At 50.8% G+C, this 19395-nt stretch carries 16 protein-coding genes; 6 read left to right on the forward strand and 10 right to left on the reverse strand.

Annotation, left to right across the window (positions count from 1 at the left end; translation table 11 throughout):
* Positions 1-108 precede the first annotated feature (108 nt).
* Positions 109-2598, reverse strand: a complete 2490-nt coding sequence (gene fadE, locus CBP31_RS12320) for an acyl-CoA dehydrogenase FadE (RefSeq protein WP_087037701.1) — start codon at positions 2596-2598, stop codon at positions 109-111.
* A gap of 386 nt (positions 2599-2984) precedes the next feature.
* Between fadE and lpcA the strand changes: the two genes are divergently transcribed.
* From lpcA to CBP31_RS12335, 3 genes are all read left to right on the forward strand, one after another.
* Positions 2985-3566, forward strand: coding sequence for a D-sedoheptulose 7-phosphate isomerase (lpcA, locus tag CBP31_RS12325; RefSeq protein WP_087037703.1), 582 nt, complete (start codon positions 2985-2987; stop codon positions 3564-3566).
* A 5-nt stretch (positions 3567-3571) separates the two neighbouring features.
* Positions 3572-4363, forward strand: coding sequence for a class II glutamine amidotransferase (locus CBP31_RS12330; RefSeq protein ID WP_087037705.1), 792 nt, complete (start codon positions 3572-3574; stop codon positions 4361-4363).
* Between the two features lie 207 nt (positions 4364-4570).
* Complete coding sequence (locus tag CBP31_RS12335; RefSeq protein WP_087037707.1) at positions 4571-5122, forward strand: NADPH-dependent FMN reductase; 552 nt, start codon at positions 4571-4573, stop codon at positions 5120-5122.
* A 379-nt stretch (positions 5123-5501) separates the two neighbouring features.
* On the opposite strand, the gene CBP31_RS12340 is transcribed toward CBP31_RS12335, so the two are convergent.
* From CBP31_RS12340 to purM, 3 genes are all read right to left on the reverse strand, one after another.
* Entirely contained in the window at positions 5502-6713 is a 1212-nt protein-coding gene (locus CBP31_RS12340; RefSeq protein ID WP_087037710.1) for an MFS transporter, read from the reverse strand.
* A gap of 237 nt (positions 6714-6950) precedes the next feature.
* Positions 6951-7589: a phosphoribosylglycinamide formyltransferase gene (purN, locus tag CBP31_RS12345; protein WP_087037712.1), complete on the reverse strand. Its 639-nt coding sequence runs from the start codon at positions 7587-7589 to the stop codon at positions 6951-6953.
* Positions 7586-8623: a phosphoribosylformylglycinamidine cyclo-ligase gene (gene purM, locus CBP31_RS12350; RefSeq protein ID WP_087037715.1), complete on the reverse strand. Its 1038-nt coding sequence runs from the start codon at positions 8621-8623 to the stop codon at positions 7586-7588. Before purM ends, purN begins: the two co-directional genes overlap by 4 nt.
* A 554-nt stretch (positions 8624-9177) precedes the next feature.
* On the opposite strand from purM, the gene upp reads away from it, so the two are divergent.
* The 3 genes from upp to hda all read left to right on the forward strand — a co-directional run bounded on the left by upp (position 9178) and on the right by hda (position 12042).
* Positions 9178-9804, forward strand: coding sequence for a uracil phosphoribosyltransferase (upp, locus tag CBP31_RS12355; RefSeq protein WP_087037718.1), 627 nt, complete (start codon positions 9178-9180; stop codon positions 9802-9804).
* Between the two features lie 66 nt (positions 9805-9870).
* Positions 9871-11172: a uracil-xanthine permease family protein gene (locus tag CBP31_RS12360; RefSeq protein ID WP_087037721.1), complete on the forward strand. Its 1302-nt coding sequence runs from the start codon at positions 9871-9873 to the stop codon at positions 11170-11172.
* 150 nt (positions 11173-11322) lie between these two features.
* On the forward strand, positions 11323-12042 hold the full coding sequence (hda, locus tag CBP31_RS12365; RefSeq protein ID WP_087037723.1) for a DnaA inactivator Hda: 720 nt from the start codon (positions 11323-11325) through the stop codon (positions 12040-12042).
* A 239-nt stretch (positions 12043-12281) separates the two neighbouring features.
* Here the strand turns inward: hda and CBP31_RS12370 are convergent, their stop codons facing one another.
* The 6 genes from CBP31_RS12370 to tal all read right to left on the reverse strand — a co-directional run bounded on the left by CBP31_RS12370 (position 12282) and on the right by tal (position 19251).
* Positions 12282-13424 carry a patatin-like phospholipase family protein gene (locus CBP31_RS12370; RefSeq protein WP_087037725.1) on the reverse strand — a complete coding sequence of 381 codons (1143 nt, stop codon included), beginning with the start codon at positions 13422-13424 and terminating at the stop codon, positions 12282-12284.
* Positions 13425-13838: 414 nt separating this feature from the next.
* The gene (locus tag CBP31_RS12375) at positions 13839-15557 is read right to left on the reverse strand and encodes a proline--tRNA ligase (RefSeq protein WP_087037727.1); all 1719 of its coding nucleotides are present in this window, start codon (positions 15555-15557) and stop codon (positions 13839-13841) included.
* Between the two features lie 160 nt (positions 15558-15717).
* Positions 15718-16473 carry a tRNA (N6-threonylcarbamoyladenosine(37)-N6)-methyltransferase TrmO gene (tsaA, locus tag CBP31_RS12380; protein WP_087037729.1) on the reverse strand — a complete coding sequence of 252 codons (756 nt, stop codon included), beginning with the start codon at positions 16471-16473 and terminating at the stop codon, positions 15718-15720.
* Positions 16473-16850 (reverse strand): Rcs stress response system protein RcsF, encoded by a 378-nt coding sequence (gene rcsF, locus CBP31_RS12385; protein WP_087037731.1) that lies wholly within the window; start codon positions 16848-16850, stop codon positions 16473-16475. The genes tsaA and rcsF overlap by 1 nt, the downstream gene beginning before the upstream one ends.
* 534 nt (positions 16851-17384) lie before the next feature.
* Complete coding sequence (locus tag CBP31_RS12390) at positions 17385-17576, reverse strand: DUF3545 family protein (RefSeq protein WP_087037733.1); 192 nt, start codon at positions 17574-17576, stop codon at positions 17385-17387.
* Positions 17577-18291: 715 nt separating this feature from the next.
* The gene (tal, locus tag CBP31_RS12395) at positions 18292-19251 is read right to left on the reverse strand and encodes a transaldolase (protein ID WP_087037735.1); all 960 of its coding nucleotides are present in this window, start codon (positions 19249-19251) and stop codon (positions 18292-18294) included.
* Positions 19252-19395: the final 144 nt, after the last annotated feature.

The following is a 19395-nucleotide window of genomic DNA, read 5'->3' on the forward strand; positions in this document are numbered from 1 at the left end:
GGCGTAAATCTTGTTGTACTACAAGTTCGTTTTTTTGCAGACAGACCCAAATAAAAACCCCAAGCCTAGGCTTGGGGTTTTGTGCTTACCGGCTACTCATTAGGCGCATCAGGGCTTGCTGGTGTTGAGTTTTACTTTGAGCTTATGGCTCGGCGCTGGCGGTTTATTCAACATATCATCGTTAAATAGCGCCTTGTTCACCACCAAATCGATGGGGGCGAAGTCGTCGACGTTAATGGTGCGCAGGCGGCTGACTTCGGCGCGAGCCAATAACTCGGCTTGCGCTTCAGTGATGATATCTGCACTCAGCGCCTCAGCACCTAAGGCGTCTAAGCCGGTGAAGGGGCGACGACCTAACACATCGACAATTTGGTTATAGATGGGCTCTGCTTGTTGGATGTCGATAAAGGCTTGCTCTAACATGCCGAGCGGATTGCCTTCTTCCACGGTTAAATATAAGCCGTCGGCCAGTGCGTCACGAGCCGGGCCTGAGGTTTGCAATGCGCGAGCCACCTTTCTATCCAATCGGTCTGAAGGGCGAACTAAGGTGGTGCCCCACGGCAGAATAATGGCCTCCATTAGCTTACCAATAACAGGAGAGGGGAAGTTTTCTAATAGCTCCACTACGGCAGTTTGTGCCTGATATAAGCCATCTTGGCAAGCCCAGTGCACAAAGGGCAATAGCGCCTCAGGTCGACCATCATCGTTAAAGCGTTTTAGGGTGGCGGACACCAAATACAGCTGGCTGAGCACATCGCCTAAACGCGCGGATAAACGCTCGCGGCGCTTGAGCTCGCCGCCCAGTGTGGCCATGGCTACGTCTGACAACAGGCTTAAGTTGGCGCTAAGCCGATTCATTTGGCGATAGTAGGGCGTGGTCGCGTCATTGAACGGCGTGTTACTAAAGCGGGCATTGGTTAGGCCGAACCAGAAGCTGCGCACCGTATTGCTGATGGCAAAGCCAATATGGCCAAACACCGCCGCATCAAACTGGCTGAGTGCTTGTTGCGCATCCGGCTCTTGTACCGAGAGCATTTCACTCAACACATACGGATGACAACGAATCGCCCCTTGGCCGTAGATAATCATGGAGCGGGTGAGGATATTGGCGCCTTCTACGGTAATGGCGATGGGCGCGCCTTGGTAACCGCGGGCCAAGTAGTTATTGGGGCCTAAACAAATGCCTTTGCCGCCGTGAATATCCATGGCGTCAATCAGGCAGTGCTGGCTGCGGTGAGTCAGGTGATATTTAACGATGGCCGAAATCACTGAGGGCTTTTCGCCGAGATCGATGCCGGTTACGGTTAACATGCTGGCCGCATCCGACAAATAAGCATTACCACCTAAGCGGGCTAATGGCTCTTCGATGCCTTCCATCTTGCCAATCGGAATTCGGAACTGGCGACGTATGCGGCTGTAAGCACCGGATGCCAAGGCCGAAATGCGCGAGCCAGCAGTACCAGTAGAGGGCAGAGTAATACCGCGCCCCACCGACAAGCACTCGGTTAACATGCGCCAGCCTTGGCCGGCCATGTCAGGCCCACCGATAATAAAGCTCAGCGGCACAAATACGTCTTTGCCCTGAGTGGGGCCATTTTGAAAAGGTACGTTTAGCGGGAAATGCCGACGACCAATAGTAATGCCGGGCAGGTCGGTGGGGATGAGCGCACAAGTAATGCCTAAATGAGGTTTATCGCCTAGCAGGCCATCTGGATCTTGTAGTTTAAAGGCCAAACCTAATACGGTGGCGATGGGGGCCAGCGTAATATAGCGTTTGTTCCAAGTGAGGCGCATGCCTAACACTTGCTCGCCTTGCCAGTCGCCTAAGGTGACGATACCGACATCGGGAATGGCACCGGCATCGGAACCCGCTTCTGGACCGGTGAGGGCGAAACAGGGAATTTCATCACCATTGGCTAAGCGCGGTAAGTAGTAATCTTTTTGCTCAGTGGTGCCGTAGTGCTGCAGCAGTTCGCCTGGGCCTAAAGAGTTCGGCACGCCTACGGTAGAGGCCAGCACTGCACTGGTGCCACACAGTTTTTGTAACACGCGAGATTGCGCAAACGCTGAGAACTCTAAGCCGCCATACTGCTTTTTAATGATCATGGCGAAAAACTTATGCTCTTTTAAATAGGCCCACACCTCAGGAGATAAGTCGGCCAACTCGTGGGTCACTTCCCAGTCGTTGGTCATGCGACACACCTCATTCACAGGCCCATCCATAAAGGCTTGTTCTTCGGCGCTCAGTTGCGGTTTTGGGTAGCTATGCAGCGTCTCCCAATGGGGCTTACCGCCAAACAACTCGGCATCCCACCACGTGGTGCCGGCTTCAATGGCCTCCCGCTCAGTGGTGGACATTTCTGGCATCAGGCCTTTATAGACCTTAAACATGGGGGCACTGAGTAAACTGGTGCGCAGCGGTAACAAGTTTAATACGCCCGCCACCACGGCGAACACCAGCCAGCCCGTGGGGCCAACATCGCCCCATGAGGTGCCCGCGACTAAAATAATGGCTGTGACCAAGGTAAAACGACGCAAAGAAGCGCGGCGATACGCCAACACTCCCCAAGCAAGCAAGAGCAGTAGTAGGGTAATCATCAATCACTCCTTAGGTTTTAAGGTCAGGGTTTTAAGATAAGGTCTGTAAGCGGTCTTTAAAATGTAGTAGGTCAGCGAGGTCTGACCTGTGCTTGTGTTAGTTGTAAAGTATACAAATGTTTAAATCAAGTAATGGAAACGTTAACTGCAGCGCCGAGCTTACTCGCGGCGCGAGAATGTTGAGTTTTGAATGCTTAATGTTGAATGGACCAAAAAATTGCCAAACAGGAACCGCTGCTAGTTCAAAGCTACGTTTGTAAAAAGTTGTTTTTTTCATTCAACATTAAAAATTAAGCATTCAACATTGCCCGTCATGGGCAGTGTCACTGGGCGCTTGGCGCAATGTATGCCAAAATGGGCTTTTATCGTGAGTGAGAGGCAATTTCATGTATCAGGATCTGATCCGTAGCGAACTGACCGAAGCCAGCGAAGTGCTTAATCGCTTCTTAGCTGACGACACTAACCTGCAAGCCATCGAAAGCGCCGCCAAATTATTGGCCGAGCGCTTTAAAGCCGGTGGCAAAGTTTTGTCTTGTGGCAACGGTGGCTCCCATTGCGATGCCATGCATTTTGCCGAAGAGCTGACCGGTCGCTATCGAGAGAATCGCCCGGGTTATCCGGCGATTGCTATTTCTGATCCTAGCCACCTGTCTTGTGTGGCTAATGACTTTGGCTTTGAATTCGTATTTTCTCGCTATTTAGAAGCGGTAGGCCAAAGCGGTGACGTGCTGCTCGGACTGTCGACCAGCGGCAATTCTAAGAACATTATCAACGCTATTGCTGCGGCTAAAGCCAAAGGCATTAAGGTGATTGCGCTAACCGGTAAAGACGGCGGTGAAATGGCAGGGCTGGCGGACGTAGAAATTCGCGTGCCTCACTTTGGCTATGCCGACCGCATTCAAGAAGTGCACATCAAGATCATTCATATCATGATCCAATTAATCGAAAAAGAAATGGAGCACGCGTAAAGCATATGTGTGAATTGCTAGGGATGAGCGCCAATGTGCCCACGGATATTTGTTTTAGCTTTACCGGCTTAATACAAAGAGGCGGGCGCACCGGACCCCATAAAGATGGCTGGGGCATTGTATTTTACGAGGGCAAGGGGCTACGTACTTTTAAAGATCCTAAGCCCTCTAGCCAATCGCGCATCGCCAAACTGGTGCAAGAATACCCCATTAAAAGCTGCTCGGTGATCAGCCATATTCGCCAAGCGAATCGTGGCGGCATAGCGCTGGAGAATACCCATCCATTTACCCGCGAGCTATGGGGTCGCTATTGGACCTTTGCTCATAATGGCCAGCTGAGTGATTACAGTCATCTCACGATTGGTCGTCATATTCCGGTCGGTGAAACCGACAGTGAATTGGCGTTTTGCTGGATTTTGGATGCCATGGAGCGCCAATATCCCACTAAGCCACAAGATGCATCGGCCATGAGCGAGATGTTTGAATATGTGGCTACCTTGTGTGATGAGCTGCGTGGTTTGGGAGTATTTAATATGCTGCTCACCGACGGCGAATACCTGATGACCTATTGCACCAATAATCTGCATTGGTTAACACGCCGCGCGCCCTTTGGACCGGCACGTTTAATCGATGAAGACGTGGAAATAGACTTTCAAAAAGAAACCACGCCCAACGACGTGGTCACAGTGATTGCCACCCAGCCGCTGACCCATGATGAGCCGTGGCAAAAAATGCAGCCCGGCGAGTTCAATCTGTTCTTACTCGGTGAGCGCATCGCGGCCACGGATTTAACGTAGCGAGTGAAGCGTGAGGGATGAAGGGGACAAGCCAACAACAACGCCGAGATTGGCATATTGCAAGGATGTAGTCGCGCGTTTTAACCGCGAAAACCTGCCCCGTAGGTTCTGATGCACCCAGCTCAACCAAGAGCAGTGTTTATACGCTCGCTCGGCGCTTGGCGGCCTTACGCAAACCTGTGCTCGGCTCACAATCAAGGATAACCGATGAAAAAAACCAAGATCATTGCCTTCTCTGGCAGCTTACGGGCCGCCTCTTTTAATACCTTCGCCATAAAGGCGGCCCAGCAGCTGGCACCGGCAGGGTGCGAAATAGAGCTGATTAACTACGCCGATTTGCCTTTGTATAATCAGGATGAAGCGGATGTTGAGACTCCGGCTTTACTGCTAGCCATCGCCGAGAAAGTGCGCGCCGCCGACGGCATTTTATTTGCTACACCCGAATATAATTATTCGCTGCCGGGCGCTTTAAAGAACCTCATTGACTGGTTATCGCGCCAAGCGCCGCAGCCTTTGGCAGGTAAACCGACGGCCATTATTAGCGCCAGCATGGGCATGTTAGGTGGTGCCCGGGTGCAATATCATTTACGCCAAATATTGGTGTGCTTAGATGTGCATGTGTTGAATAAGCCCGAGATCATGATTGGTCAAGCTCATGAAAAATTTGATGCTCAAGGTCAATTACTTGATGAGACCACAAACACGCTGATCGCCACGCAAATGCAGGCTTTATGCGCGTTTAGCCAGCAGTTGGATTAAAGGCCCAAAGCTAAGAGATTAAAGATCTTTTCGGCAACGGAACCCGCAGAGTACGCGGAAAAATTAAGCTGATATAAGAGCGAAAAGTACCAAGAGAGCTTATGGGTAAGAGCAAACAAAGAAGTGAGAGGGGGGTAGGTGGCCTGTCTCTTCGACGAAGAGGACTTCACCCGGATAGCGCGGCAATCCATTCTACAAGTTTGCTCAGAGCCAAACCACGGATTGCCGCGTCGTTACACTCCTCGTAAGGACGAAAGTTAGGGTTTAGCTCTGGTCTTTTGTAGGGTCGAATTTATTCGACCGGTGTGGGGGAGAAGCTAGAATTGTTGGTCCAATAAATTGGACCCTACAAAAAAACTGGTCACTCAACCAACATCGCTTATACCGTGCTGCTTACGGCTTCAAGTTTGGGCTTGTTGTTTATAATCTGTAAGTAACTGAGCGCCCACATGATTAACCCGCCGCTAAATAACGCCGCCGCCACATAGCCCGTTTGATTGGGCGTTGCACCTTCTGCAATCACCATGCCGCCTACCCAAGGGCCAATGGCATTGGCGATATTAAAAGCACATTGTACAAGTGCGCCTATCATGGCGTGGCCATTCGGTGACACATCCATCAGTAAGGTTTGAATCAAGGTGGCTAAACCGAGGCTGCAGCCGATAAAAAATATCACCCCATAAAGCAGCCAAATATTATGGCTAGCCGTTACATAGGCCAGCGCAAAGATAATAGTCCCCACCAGTACTAGTCCCGTGGTGTGAATGGCCGATTTGTCGGCGGCTTTTCCCAGCACATAATTACCCAGCGTAGAGCCGATGCCAAACATCACCATGGCGATAGATATGGTATAGGCGGGGGTATCAGTGACCACTAAAATGGTGTCGGCAATGTAGGTGTAAATACAAAATACGCCGCCAAAGCCAATAATCACTATGCCTAAAATAGACCACACCAGCTTGTTTTTAAGAACGCTAAACTCGTTGAGCAGATTCGAGGGCTGGCTGTTTTTAACGTTGGGCACCACCTTATAAACGAAAATAAAGGCAATAAAGGCTAAGCCACCGGCCCCTGCTAAGCAGTAACGCCAGCTAAGATACTGCCCCACCAAGGTCACAATGGGCACGCCCACTATGGTGGCAATGGTTAATCCCATAAAGACCTTCGACATAAAGCTGGCGCGCTGGCCTTGGGGAGCAATCTCTGAGGCCAATAAAATAGCCGCACCAAAATAGGCGCCATGGGGCAGGCCGCTTAAAAATCGAAATAACACCAGTTGTTCTAGAGAGCTGGCGAAAGCACTTAAGCTATTGGCTAGGCACATTAAACTTAAAAACATCAACAGCGCGGTGCGTTTTTTCATATTGGCGGTGGCGAGCATTAAAATGGGCGCGCCAACCACCACCCCTATGGCATAGGCACTAATCGCATAACCGCTTTGAGCGGGAGTCGAGCCAAAGGTGTCACTGATCAGCGGCAGCATGGGCATCATGGAGAATTCAGCCAGCCCTAAAATAAAGGTGCCGAGCGCTAATACCACTAAAATGGCAGTGCGGTTAAGTGAGCGAGCAGCGGGCGTGGTATCTGCCATAAAAAGTACCTTAAGGTGAACATTGAATAGATGGGTAAGACTCTGCCCGCAGCTCAGCTAACAACAGTTGCAGAGGCTAAAAACGACAGCAGAGCGGGCATGAATGCAGGAATAAAATGGAGGAGCATTTTACGTTAAAAGCGTTATTGCGTCCAAGATGGCATCCAAAAAATAAAACCCCGAGCTGTGCGGCTCGGGGTTTTTATTTAGCTTGGCGCTAATAGCTGGCGCTATCTTTTATTCTTGCGCATAACCTTGGGCCGGCAACAAAGCGCCGTCTAGGTAGGCTTTGCCTTGTTGCATCACAGCGCGGCCATCGCAAAACCAGCGTACCGTGAGCGGGTAGATAGCATGCTCTTGTACTTGCACCCGCTCGGCGAGGCTTGCGGCATCGTCATCTTCAAACACAGGTACTCGCGCTTGTAAGATAACGGGGCCGCCATCCAGCTCTTCGGTGACAAAGTGTACGCTGCAACCGTGCTCTGCGTCAGCTGCATCAATGGCTTTTTGATGAGTGTGCAAACCTTGATAGCGAGGCAGCAAAGACGGATGAATGTTTAACAACCGGTTTTGATAATGGCGCACAAACTCTGGCGTTAAAATACGCATAAAGCCCGCGAGCACCACCAAGTTCGGCTGATATTCATCTATGGCCTGTATTAGCGCCGTATCAAAAGTAGCACGATCCGCGTAGTCAACATTGGCCACCACTTGCGTGGCAACGCCCGCGGCTTTGGCACGCGCTACACCGTGGGCGTCGGCCTTGTTGCTAATCACAGCCACAATTTCGCCGCCTAATTGCCCAGCATTAGACTGATCCAACAAGGCTTGTAAGTTACTGCCATTGCCGGAAATCAGCACTACTATTCGGGTCATTTAATTTCGACCTGCTCTTCGCCATCGACGGCATTATCAATGCTGCCAATTAACCAACATTGCTCGCCTTTGTCTTGCATAAACTGTACTGCCGCTGCCGCTTGGTCAGCAGGCAGGGCGATAACCATGCCCACACCACAGTTAAAGGTGCGATACATTTCTTTGGTCTCTACGTTGCCGGCAGTTTGTAACCAGCTAAACACTTCTGGCCACTGCCAGCTAGCACCATCAACGATGGCTTTAGTGCCTTTTGGCAACACGCGAGGAATATTTTCCCAAAAGCCGCCGCCAGTAATGTGGCTCAGTGCATGAATGTCGAACTTCTTGATCAGCTCCAATACCGGCTTCACGTAGATGCGGGTAGGCTCCATCAAGGCATCGGCCAAGGTCGCATCACCTAATGGCTGTTGCAGATCCGCTTTGCTTACTTCTAAAATTTTGCGGATCAACGAGAAACCGTTGGAGTGCGGGCCACTTGAGGCCAAAGCGATCAGTGCATCACCGGCGCCCACTTTAGTGCCATCGATAATTTCGCTCTTTTCCACCACACCTACGCAAAAGCCGGCTAAGTCGTAATCGCCAGCTTGATACATGCCCGGCATTTCTGCGGTTTCGCCGCCAATTAATGCACAACCGCTCAGCTCACAGCCCACACCAATGCCGGTGACCACTTCGGCCGCCGCATCAACGTCTAACTTGCCGGTGGCATAATAATCGAGGAAAAACAGCGGCTCGCCACCTTGTACGATCAAGTCATTCACGCACATGGCAACGAGATCTATGCCCACACCTTGGTGGCGTTTTAAATCAATGGCCAAGCGCAGCTTAGTGCCTACACCATCGGTGCCGGCCACTAATACCGGTTCTTTGTAGCCGGTGGGAAGCTGGCACAAAGCGCCAAAGCCCCCGAGTCCGCCCATTACTTCTGGGCGGTGTGTGCGACGGCTAACGCCTTTAATGCGTTCAACCAGGGCATTACCAGCGTCGATATCTACACCGGCGTCTTTGTAGCTCAGGGGTTTGTTCTGCGTCACGAGTGGTTACCTTGTCATTATTTTTAGGAACGGACTTGTCTAACGGCGGATAGCCTAACTGCAGTTAGCCTAGTGGCGGATGGCGCATCTGCTTGCCTCATTTGGGGTTTGGCATCAGCAGAAGTACAACGCTTCCGTCTGTTAGTCACGGTTTCGGTCGCTATTCTAATTTAATGCGCCAAGCAGTGCCACCTAAACACCCTGAGGAGTGAGGGTTGAGGAGTGCAGAGTGAAGGGAAAAATAAAGCGCCGAGCTAAAACCAATAACCGCAGTAAGCCGTAAGCTATACGCCGTCAGTTAAAGCGTAAGGCGTAAGACGCATCGCTACCGCCAGCGGTCACCCTTCCAAGGTCTATGCTAGGTAGCTACTCCAGTGATGGGCTAAGATCTGCTGAGCGTGATGCAGGTGGGCGTTAGAAAATTCTGCCGCTCTGTACTATTTTATGCTAAAGTTCTGCGGTTTTTTTGTGCGTGGCTCTTTATGCATGGTTCTTTTATGCTAAGCCCAGTTATGTACCTCCAGTTACACAAGTCCAGTCGGGAGAATAGGTGAATGAAAGTCGTTGAGGTTAAACACCCTTTGGTGAAACACAAGTTAGGGTTAATGCGCGAAGCCGACATTAGCACCAAGCGCTTTCGTGAGCTGGCCAGAGAAGTGGGTAGCTTGCTGACCTATGAAGCCACGGCCGATTTTGAGACGGAAAAAACCACCATTGAAGGTTGGAACGGCCCCACGGTTGTTGACCAGCTTAAAGGTAAAAAAGTCACAGTGGTGCCTATCTTGCGTGCCGGCCTTGGCATGATGGACGGCGTACTGGAGCATATGCCAGGCGCGCGGGTTAGCGTGGTGGGTGTGTATCGTGATGAAGAAACCTTACAGCCGGTGCATTATTTCAATAAGTTGGTCAGCCATATTGATGAGCGCTTGGCGCTGATTGTGGATCCTATGCTGGCCACCGGCGGCTCCATGATAGCCACCATTGACCTGTTAAAAGAAAAAGGCTGTCGCCACTTTAAGGTGATAGTGCTGGTAGCGGCACCCGAGGGCATTAAGGCGTTAGAAGCGGCACACCCAGAGGTGGAGCTGTATTGTGCTTCTATTGATGAGCGCCTTGATAGCAATGGCTACATCATTCCTGGGCTCGGTGATGCGGGCGATAAAATATTTGGTACTAAATAATCTATTACGTTAAGAAGCCGGCAATAGCCGGTTTTTTTCTGCCTACATTTACGCAAGGTCAGATCCATGAGTTCACAACCCCACACTCCCGCGCCCAGCTCAACGCCTCCGGCTAACCCTCAACCGTTAAACCCTCAATCGTCAGCGGTTGAGTCACGGTTGCACACCGCCATCGCCGGCTCACAAATGCTGTTTGTGGCCTTTGGCGCCTTGGTACTAATGCCGCTGATCACCGGTCTTGATCCTAACGTGGCTTTGTTTACTGCCGGTATAGGCACCTTGCTGTTTCAAGTGTGTACTAAGCGCCAAGTGCCGATCTTTTTAGCCTCTTCGTTTGCCTTTATCGCGCCCATTTTATATGGCGTACAAACCTGGGGTATTCCGGCCACCATGAGCGGCATTATGGCGGCCGGCGTTATGTATGTGTTGCTGAGCCAACTTATCCGTTGGCGAGGTACGGCCTTGCTCACCCGCTTACTGCCACCAGTGGTGGTGGGGCCGGTGATCATGGTGATAGGCCTTGGCTTAGCGCCGATGGCGGTAAACATGGCCATTGGTAAGACGGGAGATGGCTCTGCGGTATTAATCGAGCACGATATCGCGCTTTGGTTATCGCTACCGGCATTGCTCACCACTTTGTTGGTCTCAACCATGGCCAAAGGCGTGTTTCGTTTGGTGCCTATTAGTGCCGGTATTGCCGTGGGTTATGGTTTAGCGCTCGGGTTTGGGGTGGTGGACTTTGCTCCAGTACAAAACGCGGCTTGGTTGTCTATGCCGCACTTTGTCGCCCCTGAGTGGCACTGGCAGGCGGTGTTATTTATGTTACCGGTGGCGATAGCGCCGGCCATTGAGCATATCGGCGATATCTTGGCCATTAGCTCGGTGACCGGCAAAGATTATCTGAAAAAGCCCGGTTTGCATCGCACCATCTTGGGTGACGGCGTTGCCACCATAGGTGCGTCTTGTTTTGGCGGACCGCCGAACACTACGTATTCTGAAGTGACGGGAGCGGTGATGCTGACCAAAAACTTTAATCCGGTGATCATGACTTGGGCGGCGGGCTTTGCCATTGTGCTGGCATTTGTCGGTAAGTTTGGTGCCCTAATGCTGAGTATCCCCACACCAGTGATGGGCGGCATTATGATCTTACTGTTTGGCTCCATTGCCACCGTGGGTCTAAATAGCTTAATCAAACACCAAGTGGATTTATCCCAGGCCCGTAATTTATGCATAGTGGCGGTGATTTTGATCTTTGGTATTGGCGGCATGGCCTTTGGCATCGGTGGCTTTAGCCTACAAGGCATTAGTTTATGCGGTATAGTCGGTATCTTATTGAATCTGATCTTACCCAGAACCCGTCCTAGCTGAGCTTGGTTTGCAAAAGCCACTGGTTTGCGAAAGCCGTGCTCGTTAAGATGGACTCCCGCTTATTAAAGATGGCGAACAGATATTGAGAAATTGCTTACTGCGACTCATCCCCGCCGCCAAATGCGGCCCGCAGTCAGGAGCTTGGCTTAGATGAGTAGCGATGACGAACCTAAGCTGCCAACCCAGCTAGCACTGGCGGTGCAGCTGCCCGACGATGAAACCTTTGCCAGTTTTTACACCGGCGATAATGCCCAGCTGATCACGGCGCTTAAAAACGCCGCCATTGGCCAAGGTGATAACTTGCTCTATTTTTGGGGACAAGAGGGCAGTGGCCGTTCGCACTTATTGCACGCAGCTTGTGCTGAGTTAGATGGCGAGCAAGATGCCGCAGGCTATATCTCCTTGGACTTGCACGGGCAAATGTCGCCCCAGATGCTGGATGGCATGGAGCACTTAGCATTAGTTTGTTTAGATAACTTAGATGCTATCGCCGGCGTTGCAGCATGGGAGCAAGCGGTGTTTAACTTCTTTAACCGCCGCCATGATCGTGGGCTTGGCTCTTTGGTGGTCACCGCCACCAATGCGCCGCGCCATTTAGGCTTAGGCTTGCCCGATCTGGCCTCGCGTCTGGACTGGGGCGTGGCTTATCAGCTCAAACCGCTGGATGATGAAGGCAAACTCAGCGCCCTGCAGCTGCGCTCAGAGTTGCGCGGTTTTAAGCTGCCTACCGATGTGGGGCGGTTTTTACTCAGTCGTTTATCACGAGACATGAGCACTTTGCTCGCAGCGCTCGACTTACTCGACAACGCCTCCTTCCAAGCCAAGCGCAAACTCAGCACGCCGTTCGCCAAAGAAGTGTTGGGGTTTTAAAGGCAGCGCCGAGCACTAAGCGTCCGGCGCCCAGCTAAATCCAACACTAAAGCTATTTTTGCCACGGAAAAACACGGAACGCACGGGAAAATAGAGATAAGAGAGAAAAAGACTCGCTAGAGGTAAGGTCTTACAAATCAAAACTCTTGATCTTGAACAGGCTCTTGTTCGAGCGCCCGCCACAAAATATTCCTGCCTTTTTATATTTTAGCTCGGCGCTTGGTGTTGGGCGCTCGGCGCTATTTCTTCTTCGGCTCTATCGTCAAAAAACTGCACACTTCATCTAAGCGGGCTTGGGTATCTTCATAGCCTAATGCGATTAACTCTTTGCAGTAATCCTGATCAAATAACAAGAAGCTCGATAGGCCGGTGGCATCGCCGGCTTCAACGCCAAATAATCGCAATAAAGATCGAATATTATAAGGCAGCTTATGAAAGTGCTTGTGGGTGAGATCGTCTAAGTTTTTACTGGGCTTGAGTACCAGGTTATCGATATGGCGTAGGTTTAATTGCTCGAGCTTGCGCTCTGGTACCAGCTTAATGGTGTTATTAATGCGCTGTAGTCGTTCTATATCTGAGGTGAGCGCATCGGTAAACACCGTGTCCAACAAGTGGCCGGCAATGTCGGAACTACTGGGGTCGCTAGGTAAAGTATCCGCGCAGTTATCATCGGGCGCTAAGCTCACGATTAAAATGCGCTTAGCCCCTAAGTGAATGGCCGGGCTCAGCGGATTTAACTGGTGAATAGAGCCGTCGCCATAGTGATGGTTTTGCAAGCGACAAGGCTTAAAAATAAAGGGTAGGGCACTGCTGGCCATTAAATGGGGCGGCATAATAATGGCCGAGCGGCCCGAGCGACCGGCTCTTACCCAAGGCTCATGGTAGGGGCGCCCTTGATAAAAGGTGGTGGAGTCACCGGTGTTGTAGTTTGATGCCGTGATTGCCAGCACTTCTAACGCGCCATACAGCAGATTATTATCGATACGCTGAAAGTCGATAATCTTTTCTAATAACCGCTCTAACGGGCTGTTATCAAACCACGGCAAGGCAATTTGAGTCGGTTTGCCCAAGGCTCCAAACAATAAGCTTTTGAGCGAATGGCTGACTACTTTGCCCACCTGCAGGCGCAGCACATCTTCGGTGTGTAAATTGCTCCATACGTATTCTAACTTGCGCACCCCAAGGTGAAAGCAAGAGGCGTAACAGGCCAGTGCCGTGGCATTAATGGCGCCAGCAGACGTGCCACACAATATGGGAAAGGGTATGGCTTGTCTGCGAGGAAAACACTCGGCAATCGCCTTTAGCACGCCAACCTGATACGCGGCGCGAGCCCCGCCACCAGTGAGCACTAAGGCGCAGGAGTTACTTTCTTCTGAGTCCATAATTACCCTCCCTTTTTATTCAGTATAAGGGTTTGTTTATCAAGCACAAAGGCAAGCTGATAACGAGGGGGGTAAGTGTGAAGTGCGGCTCAAAGCGCCGAGCGCCAAGCACCAAGCAAAGATAAATATTAAACCGTGCCTAAGTCCTCTTCGTCGAAGAGGCAGCCACCTACAAAATAACCGTACCCTGTAGCCGCCCGTCTCTTTAGTAAAGAGGACTTCGGCGGCTCTGCATAGCAGAATATTTATTTGAATCAGCGTAGCTGGCTGTTTTTGAAATCAAAGATGACATTTCGCTGGAGACTGCGCCAAAAGAAAACCCCGAGCTTGTGGCTCGGGGTCTTCTTTTTTTCATTAGCTAGGTGCTAGGTGCTAGGTGCTAGGTGCTAGGTGCTAGGCGCTCAGAGCTATGCCTTAACCTTTAATCGCTGCGGTTAACTTGGCGACGATGTCGGTTAATGCCACTTCGGACTTTTCACCCTCGCGGCGGGTTTTGTATTCCACTACGCCATTCTCTAAGCTGCGATCGCCAATCACAATGTGATGGGGCACACCTAACAGCTCCATATCCGCAAACATCACACCTGGGCGCTCTTTGCGGTCATCAAATAATACTTCGATGCCTAAGGCGGTCAGCTCATCATAGATCTGAGTGGCAGCGTCGGCCACAGCTTGGGATTTTTGCATGTTCATCGGAATGATGGCCACTTGGAAAGGGGCAATGGCTGCTGGCCAAATAATGCCGCGCTGGTCGTGATTTTGCTCAATGGCTGCGGCTACGATGCGTGACACGCCTATGCCATAACAACCCATTTCTAAGATGGTCGATTTGCCTTGTTCGTTTAACACGGTGGCGTTCATCTTGCTGGAGTAGTTATTGCCCAGCTGGAAGATATGGCCCACTTCAATGCCGCGCTTAATTTGCAGTACGCCTTGACCACAAGGGCTGGCGTCGCCTTCTTGTACGTTACGCAAATCGGCCACTTCACCAAGCTCAAGGTCGCGGCCCCAGTTAATGCCAAAGTAGTGTTGATCTTCAATGTTGGCACCGGCGGCGAAGTCGCTCATCACGGCCACACTGCGATCGGCAATGAAAGGCACCTGCAGTTTTACTGGGCCAATGGAGCCTGGACCTGCACCTACTAATTCGCGAATTTCATCTTCAGTGGCAAAGGTCAGCGGGCTGGCCACTTGAGCCAATTTCTCGGCTTTAATCTCGTTTAGCTCATGGTCGCCGCGCACTAACAAGGCCACCAATGGGCATGCTTGGCCTTCTGCGGCATGAACCAGCAAGGTCTTTACGGTGTTTTCTATGTTTAAGCCAAACTGCTCTACCAACTCATTGATGGTTTTAGCGTTGGGCGTATCGACCAATTTCAATTCTTGAGTGGCGGCGTCGGCCTGTGCTTTAGCTGCCAATGCTTCGGCCATTTCAATATTGGCTGCGTAATCAGACTCAGTAGAGAAGGCGATATCGTCTTCACCGCTTTGCGCTAATACGTGAAATTCATGAGACGCACTGCCGCCAATGGCGCCGGTGTCTGCCAACACGGCTCTAAAGTCTAAGCCCATGCGCTCAAAGATGCGGCTATAAGCTTGGTACATCTCTTGGTAGGTCTGCTCTAAGCTTTCTTGGGTGGTATGGAAAGAGTAGGCATCTTTCATGATGAATTCGCGAGAGCGCATCACGCCAAAACGCGGGCGCACTTCATCACGAAACTTCGTTTGTACTTGATACAAGTTCAGCGGCAACTGCTTATAAGATGATACTTCGTTGCGCACCACGGCGGTGATTACTTCTTCGTGGGTAGGGCCCAACACGAAGCCACGGTCGTTGCGGTCTTTAATGCGCAGCAATTCAGGACCAAATTTGTCCCAACGGCCAGTTTCATGCCACAGCTCGGCAGGTTGTACTACCGGCATCAGCATTTCGATGGCACCGGCGCGGTTCATTTCTTCACGCACAATCGCGGCCACTTTATTCAACACTCGCAGGCCACTAGGGAGCCAGGTGTATAAGCCCGATGCCAAACGGCGAACCATGCCCGCGCGCAGCATCAGCTGGTGACTGATAACTTCCGCATCGCTGGGTGTTTCTTTAAGAGTGGAAAGCAAATATTGAGTGGTGCGCATGTGCTGAAACCTTATTGTGCTGAGCTGTGTGAGGGAGTCGAGCGCGTGTTCGCGCTTAGCCTCACCGCCGAGCTTAAAAACGACGAAAGAGGCTAATTGTAACAGGGGGGCTGCGTTGGCAGAAGCGCAAAAATAGTGCGCGCCGTGCGGCCCCTACATCTTATTGGGCATTATCCGGCATTATCTCTAGGCTGAGCACCCGAGTTAAGTGGCCAAACACTTCAAAACGCACGTTGTAATGATGCAAACGCACGCCATATTCTTGCCAATGTTGTTGCTGGCGCTTATAAGCGGGCCTTGGGTCTTGGGCCAGTACCTCGCTAATAAACTGCTGTAAGTTGGGGATGTGTGAACGTGCACATACCAGCTCGGCGGCTGGGGTGAAAATCACCTCCATATTTAAATCCGGCGGCGCTGGCGCAAAACCGCCGTGAGCATCGGGCACCGCATCCACCCAAGGCAGATAGGGCTTAATGTCCACGACCGGCGTGCCATCCACCAGATCCACACCGCCCAGCTCTAACCACACCTTGTTGCCGTCTTTGCACATATCCAGCAGTCGCACCACGGATAAACCCAAGGGGTTGGGCCTAAAGGTAGAGCGGGTAGCAAATACGCCCACTCGCTCATTGCCGCCCAAACGAGGCGGGCGCACCGTGGGGTTCCAGCCTTTATCTTGAGTTTGGTGAAACACAAATACCAACCACAAATGACTGAACTCGGCCAGCCCTCTAAAAGCGCTGGGCTCATTATAGGGCGGCAGCATTTCTAGCTGGGCCTGAGCTTGGCTGACTAAACCGGGCTGGCGAGGCACCGCAAATTTTTCTTTATAAGGTGAGCGGATAATACCAATCGGATCCAAGGTTAAGGCTGGGCTTTTATTAGGCTGAGCCTCACTTGGGGAAAGCGTGGACATTACTTAGCAACCTTAAGTGCTTGGCCACTGCACAACACTTGCTCAAGGCAGCCGGGCATATCTGCAAAGCGAATACAGCGGTCGAGCAATAAGCCATTGGCGCCCATGTCGGCGGCACGGCGGCGAATGCTGGCGCGTGCATCGGCTTCTTTAGGTGGAGCTTCAACGGCTTTCATTTGGCACGCTTCGCCTTCAACTGAACCCAGCGTCACGTAATTCACTTCGTTCAATTGGTCTTTGCTATACAAGGTGACGCCGTCGCCTTTGTAATAATCTTTAATGCCCTCAGGCGACACATTACTGTTAAATCCCCAGTTGTTCGCACAACCCGTTAAGGCTAGGGCCAGTAAGGCAGCTCCAATAAGACGTAATTGCATGTGATAAGTCCTTAATTTAAGAAAGAAGCGGAGGCTATTTTGCACCAAGCCTGTGCACTAGGTCGAATGATATTGGCAAACAGGCATTAAGAGTAGCTAATTCAGTCGTTTAACGAGTTTTAGGATAGACAAAGTACGTAGGGGCCGCTTAAGTTGGCTGATGACGCGCAGCGGCATTAAATATCGTCAAGCAACGCCTACAAGCTCACACCGTAGATACCACATTAGTCGGCCGGTTTTGCACAGCAAAACTGAAACCGTGGTCCACACTCTTTATCTACGATACGGCCACCTACAAAAGATAGGCACTTCGTAGCCGGGAATTTATTCGCCGGTCCTGCGAAGCAGGATGTTTTAAGGGCACGTAGCAAACCGTGGCTCATACTCTTTATCTACGATACGGCCACCTACAAGTGACAAATGCACCACTTTGGCACTCTAGGTTTCAGCTCAGTGTCGGAATGTTATTCACCATTGCTCTGTAAATTCAGCCCATAAAAAAAGCGCCTCGCGGCGCTTAAAATTTCCCGTACTTTACAGTTCAAGTTCGGCAGCTAACTCTTCAAGATCGAGCGTGCAGCCATATTGCTGTAATTCTTCTTGTAAGCGCTTTTGGTCTTGTATCGCTTCTATTTCCCGCCATCTGCCTTTTTTAGCAGGCTGACGAGTTTTAGCACGAGTAGACGGCGCCACCACAAAGTCCTGATTGAAGCTACTCCTATCCATGGGGCTCTCTCCTATTTACTATCAGTTGTAGTCCAGAAGGGTATATCACGATAAGTTATAGAGTAGAAGTTATTTATTACATATTAATTACAAGAATAGGATCAGAGTCATATAAATACCATCGAGCTCACCAATAATTGTGAAGGTTTAAGTTGAAATTAAAAGTGAGTCGCCGATATTGAAGTTAAGTGATTAAGCGAGCAGCACAGATTAGCAGGGCGATATTATGTGGCTCAGCAGAGATAATTAAGCAGATAAGTAGACCAGCATTACATCAGTGGAAATACGGCATTTGAGGAGCGATAAAAGGGCAACTAAAAATTAGAGCCAGAGCCATTTTTGCCACAGAAGAACACAGCAAGCACGGACACAGTTCACGGGCGACAAGTAATAACCGCGCCTAGCGCTGCTCTTAAGAACTCTATTTTTCCGTGCTTGTTGTAGGTAAAGAGAGTGCGTTCCGTGGCAAATAGTCTTGAGTGTTTGATTCTTTATGAGAAAAGGGACCAAAAGTCCACGTAAGTTATGCGACATTACTTATGATTAATCTAAGATTACTCACCTGAGTTTATAAACCAAATAAAAATCCAACCCAAAAATAAACCCCGAGCTGACGAGGCTCGGGGTTTGTTTTCGACACTTGCTCGATAGCGGCTAATATTATTGACCGCTACCGATTGAGCTGAAGATTATTTATCTAACTTATTTTTCTAACTTACTTTTCTAGCAGTGCGCTAAGCAAGGTTTCGAGCTTATTTTGATCCACGGCAAAGTTGCGAATACCTTCGGCCAGTTTCTCGGTGGCCATGGCATCTTGGTTATGCTGCCAGCGAAACTCGGCTTCGGTCATCACGGCGGGGCGTGCTTCGGTGGCCCCTTTATCTTGCAGTTTCACCGTGACTTCGCCTTCGGCTTGGCGTAACTCTTCTAATAAGTTAGGGCCAATGGTTAAGCGGTCGCAGCCGGCCAGCGCCAAAATTTCGCCAATATTACGGAAGCTCGCGCCCATCACTACGGTTTTATAGCCGTGCGCCTTGTAGTAGTCGTAAATTTCGGTCACCGAGACCACGCCTGGGTCTTGCTCGGCGGTGTAGTCTTGTTGGTCGGTGTTTTGCTTATACCAATCCAGAATACGGCCCACAAACGGTGAAATCAGGTAAGCGCCGGCTTCAGCACAGGCGCGGGCCTGAGCAAAGCTAAACAGCAAAGTTAGGTTACAGTTAATGCCTTCTTGCTCTAACACTTCGGCGGCACGAATACCTTCCCAAGTGGCTGCTAATTTAATTAAAATACGCTCACGGCCTATGCCGGCTGCTTGATATAAGCCAATCAGGTGGCGGGCTTTGGCAATGCTAGCTTCGGTATCAAATGATAAACGCGCATCCACTTCGGTAGAAATGCGACCAGGGATCAGTTTGAGAATTTCGCAGCCAATGTTCACCGCCAACTTGTCTGACGCATCCATCAGTTGCTGTTGGGCGTCCTGACTTTGGGCTTTGGCCCAGTCTACCGCTTGGGTGATCAAGGGTTGATAGTCTGGGATTTGCGCCGCTTTTAAAATCAGTGACGGGTTGGTGGTGGCGTCTTGGGGCTGGTATTTACCAATAGCGTCAATATCGCCGGTGTCGGCTACTACGGTAGTGAGAGCTCGCAATTGAGTCAGCTTATCTGTCATGACAAAGGATCCTGATGGGGTCAGCATAAAACGGGAGTACAGTATCACCCATACCGGCCCTCAAAATAAAGCCAAGCTTGTGGCAGAGGTCGCGTTTTCGGCGCTGCAGGCCTAAGACTGGTGCCAAATAATGGTAAGAATAAG

The organism is Oceanisphaera profunda, assembly GCF_002157895.1.
In the GTDB taxonomy this organism is placed as follows: domain Bacteria; phylum Pseudomonadota; class Gammaproteobacteria; order Enterobacterales; family Aeromonadaceae; genus Oceanimonas; species Oceanimonas profunda.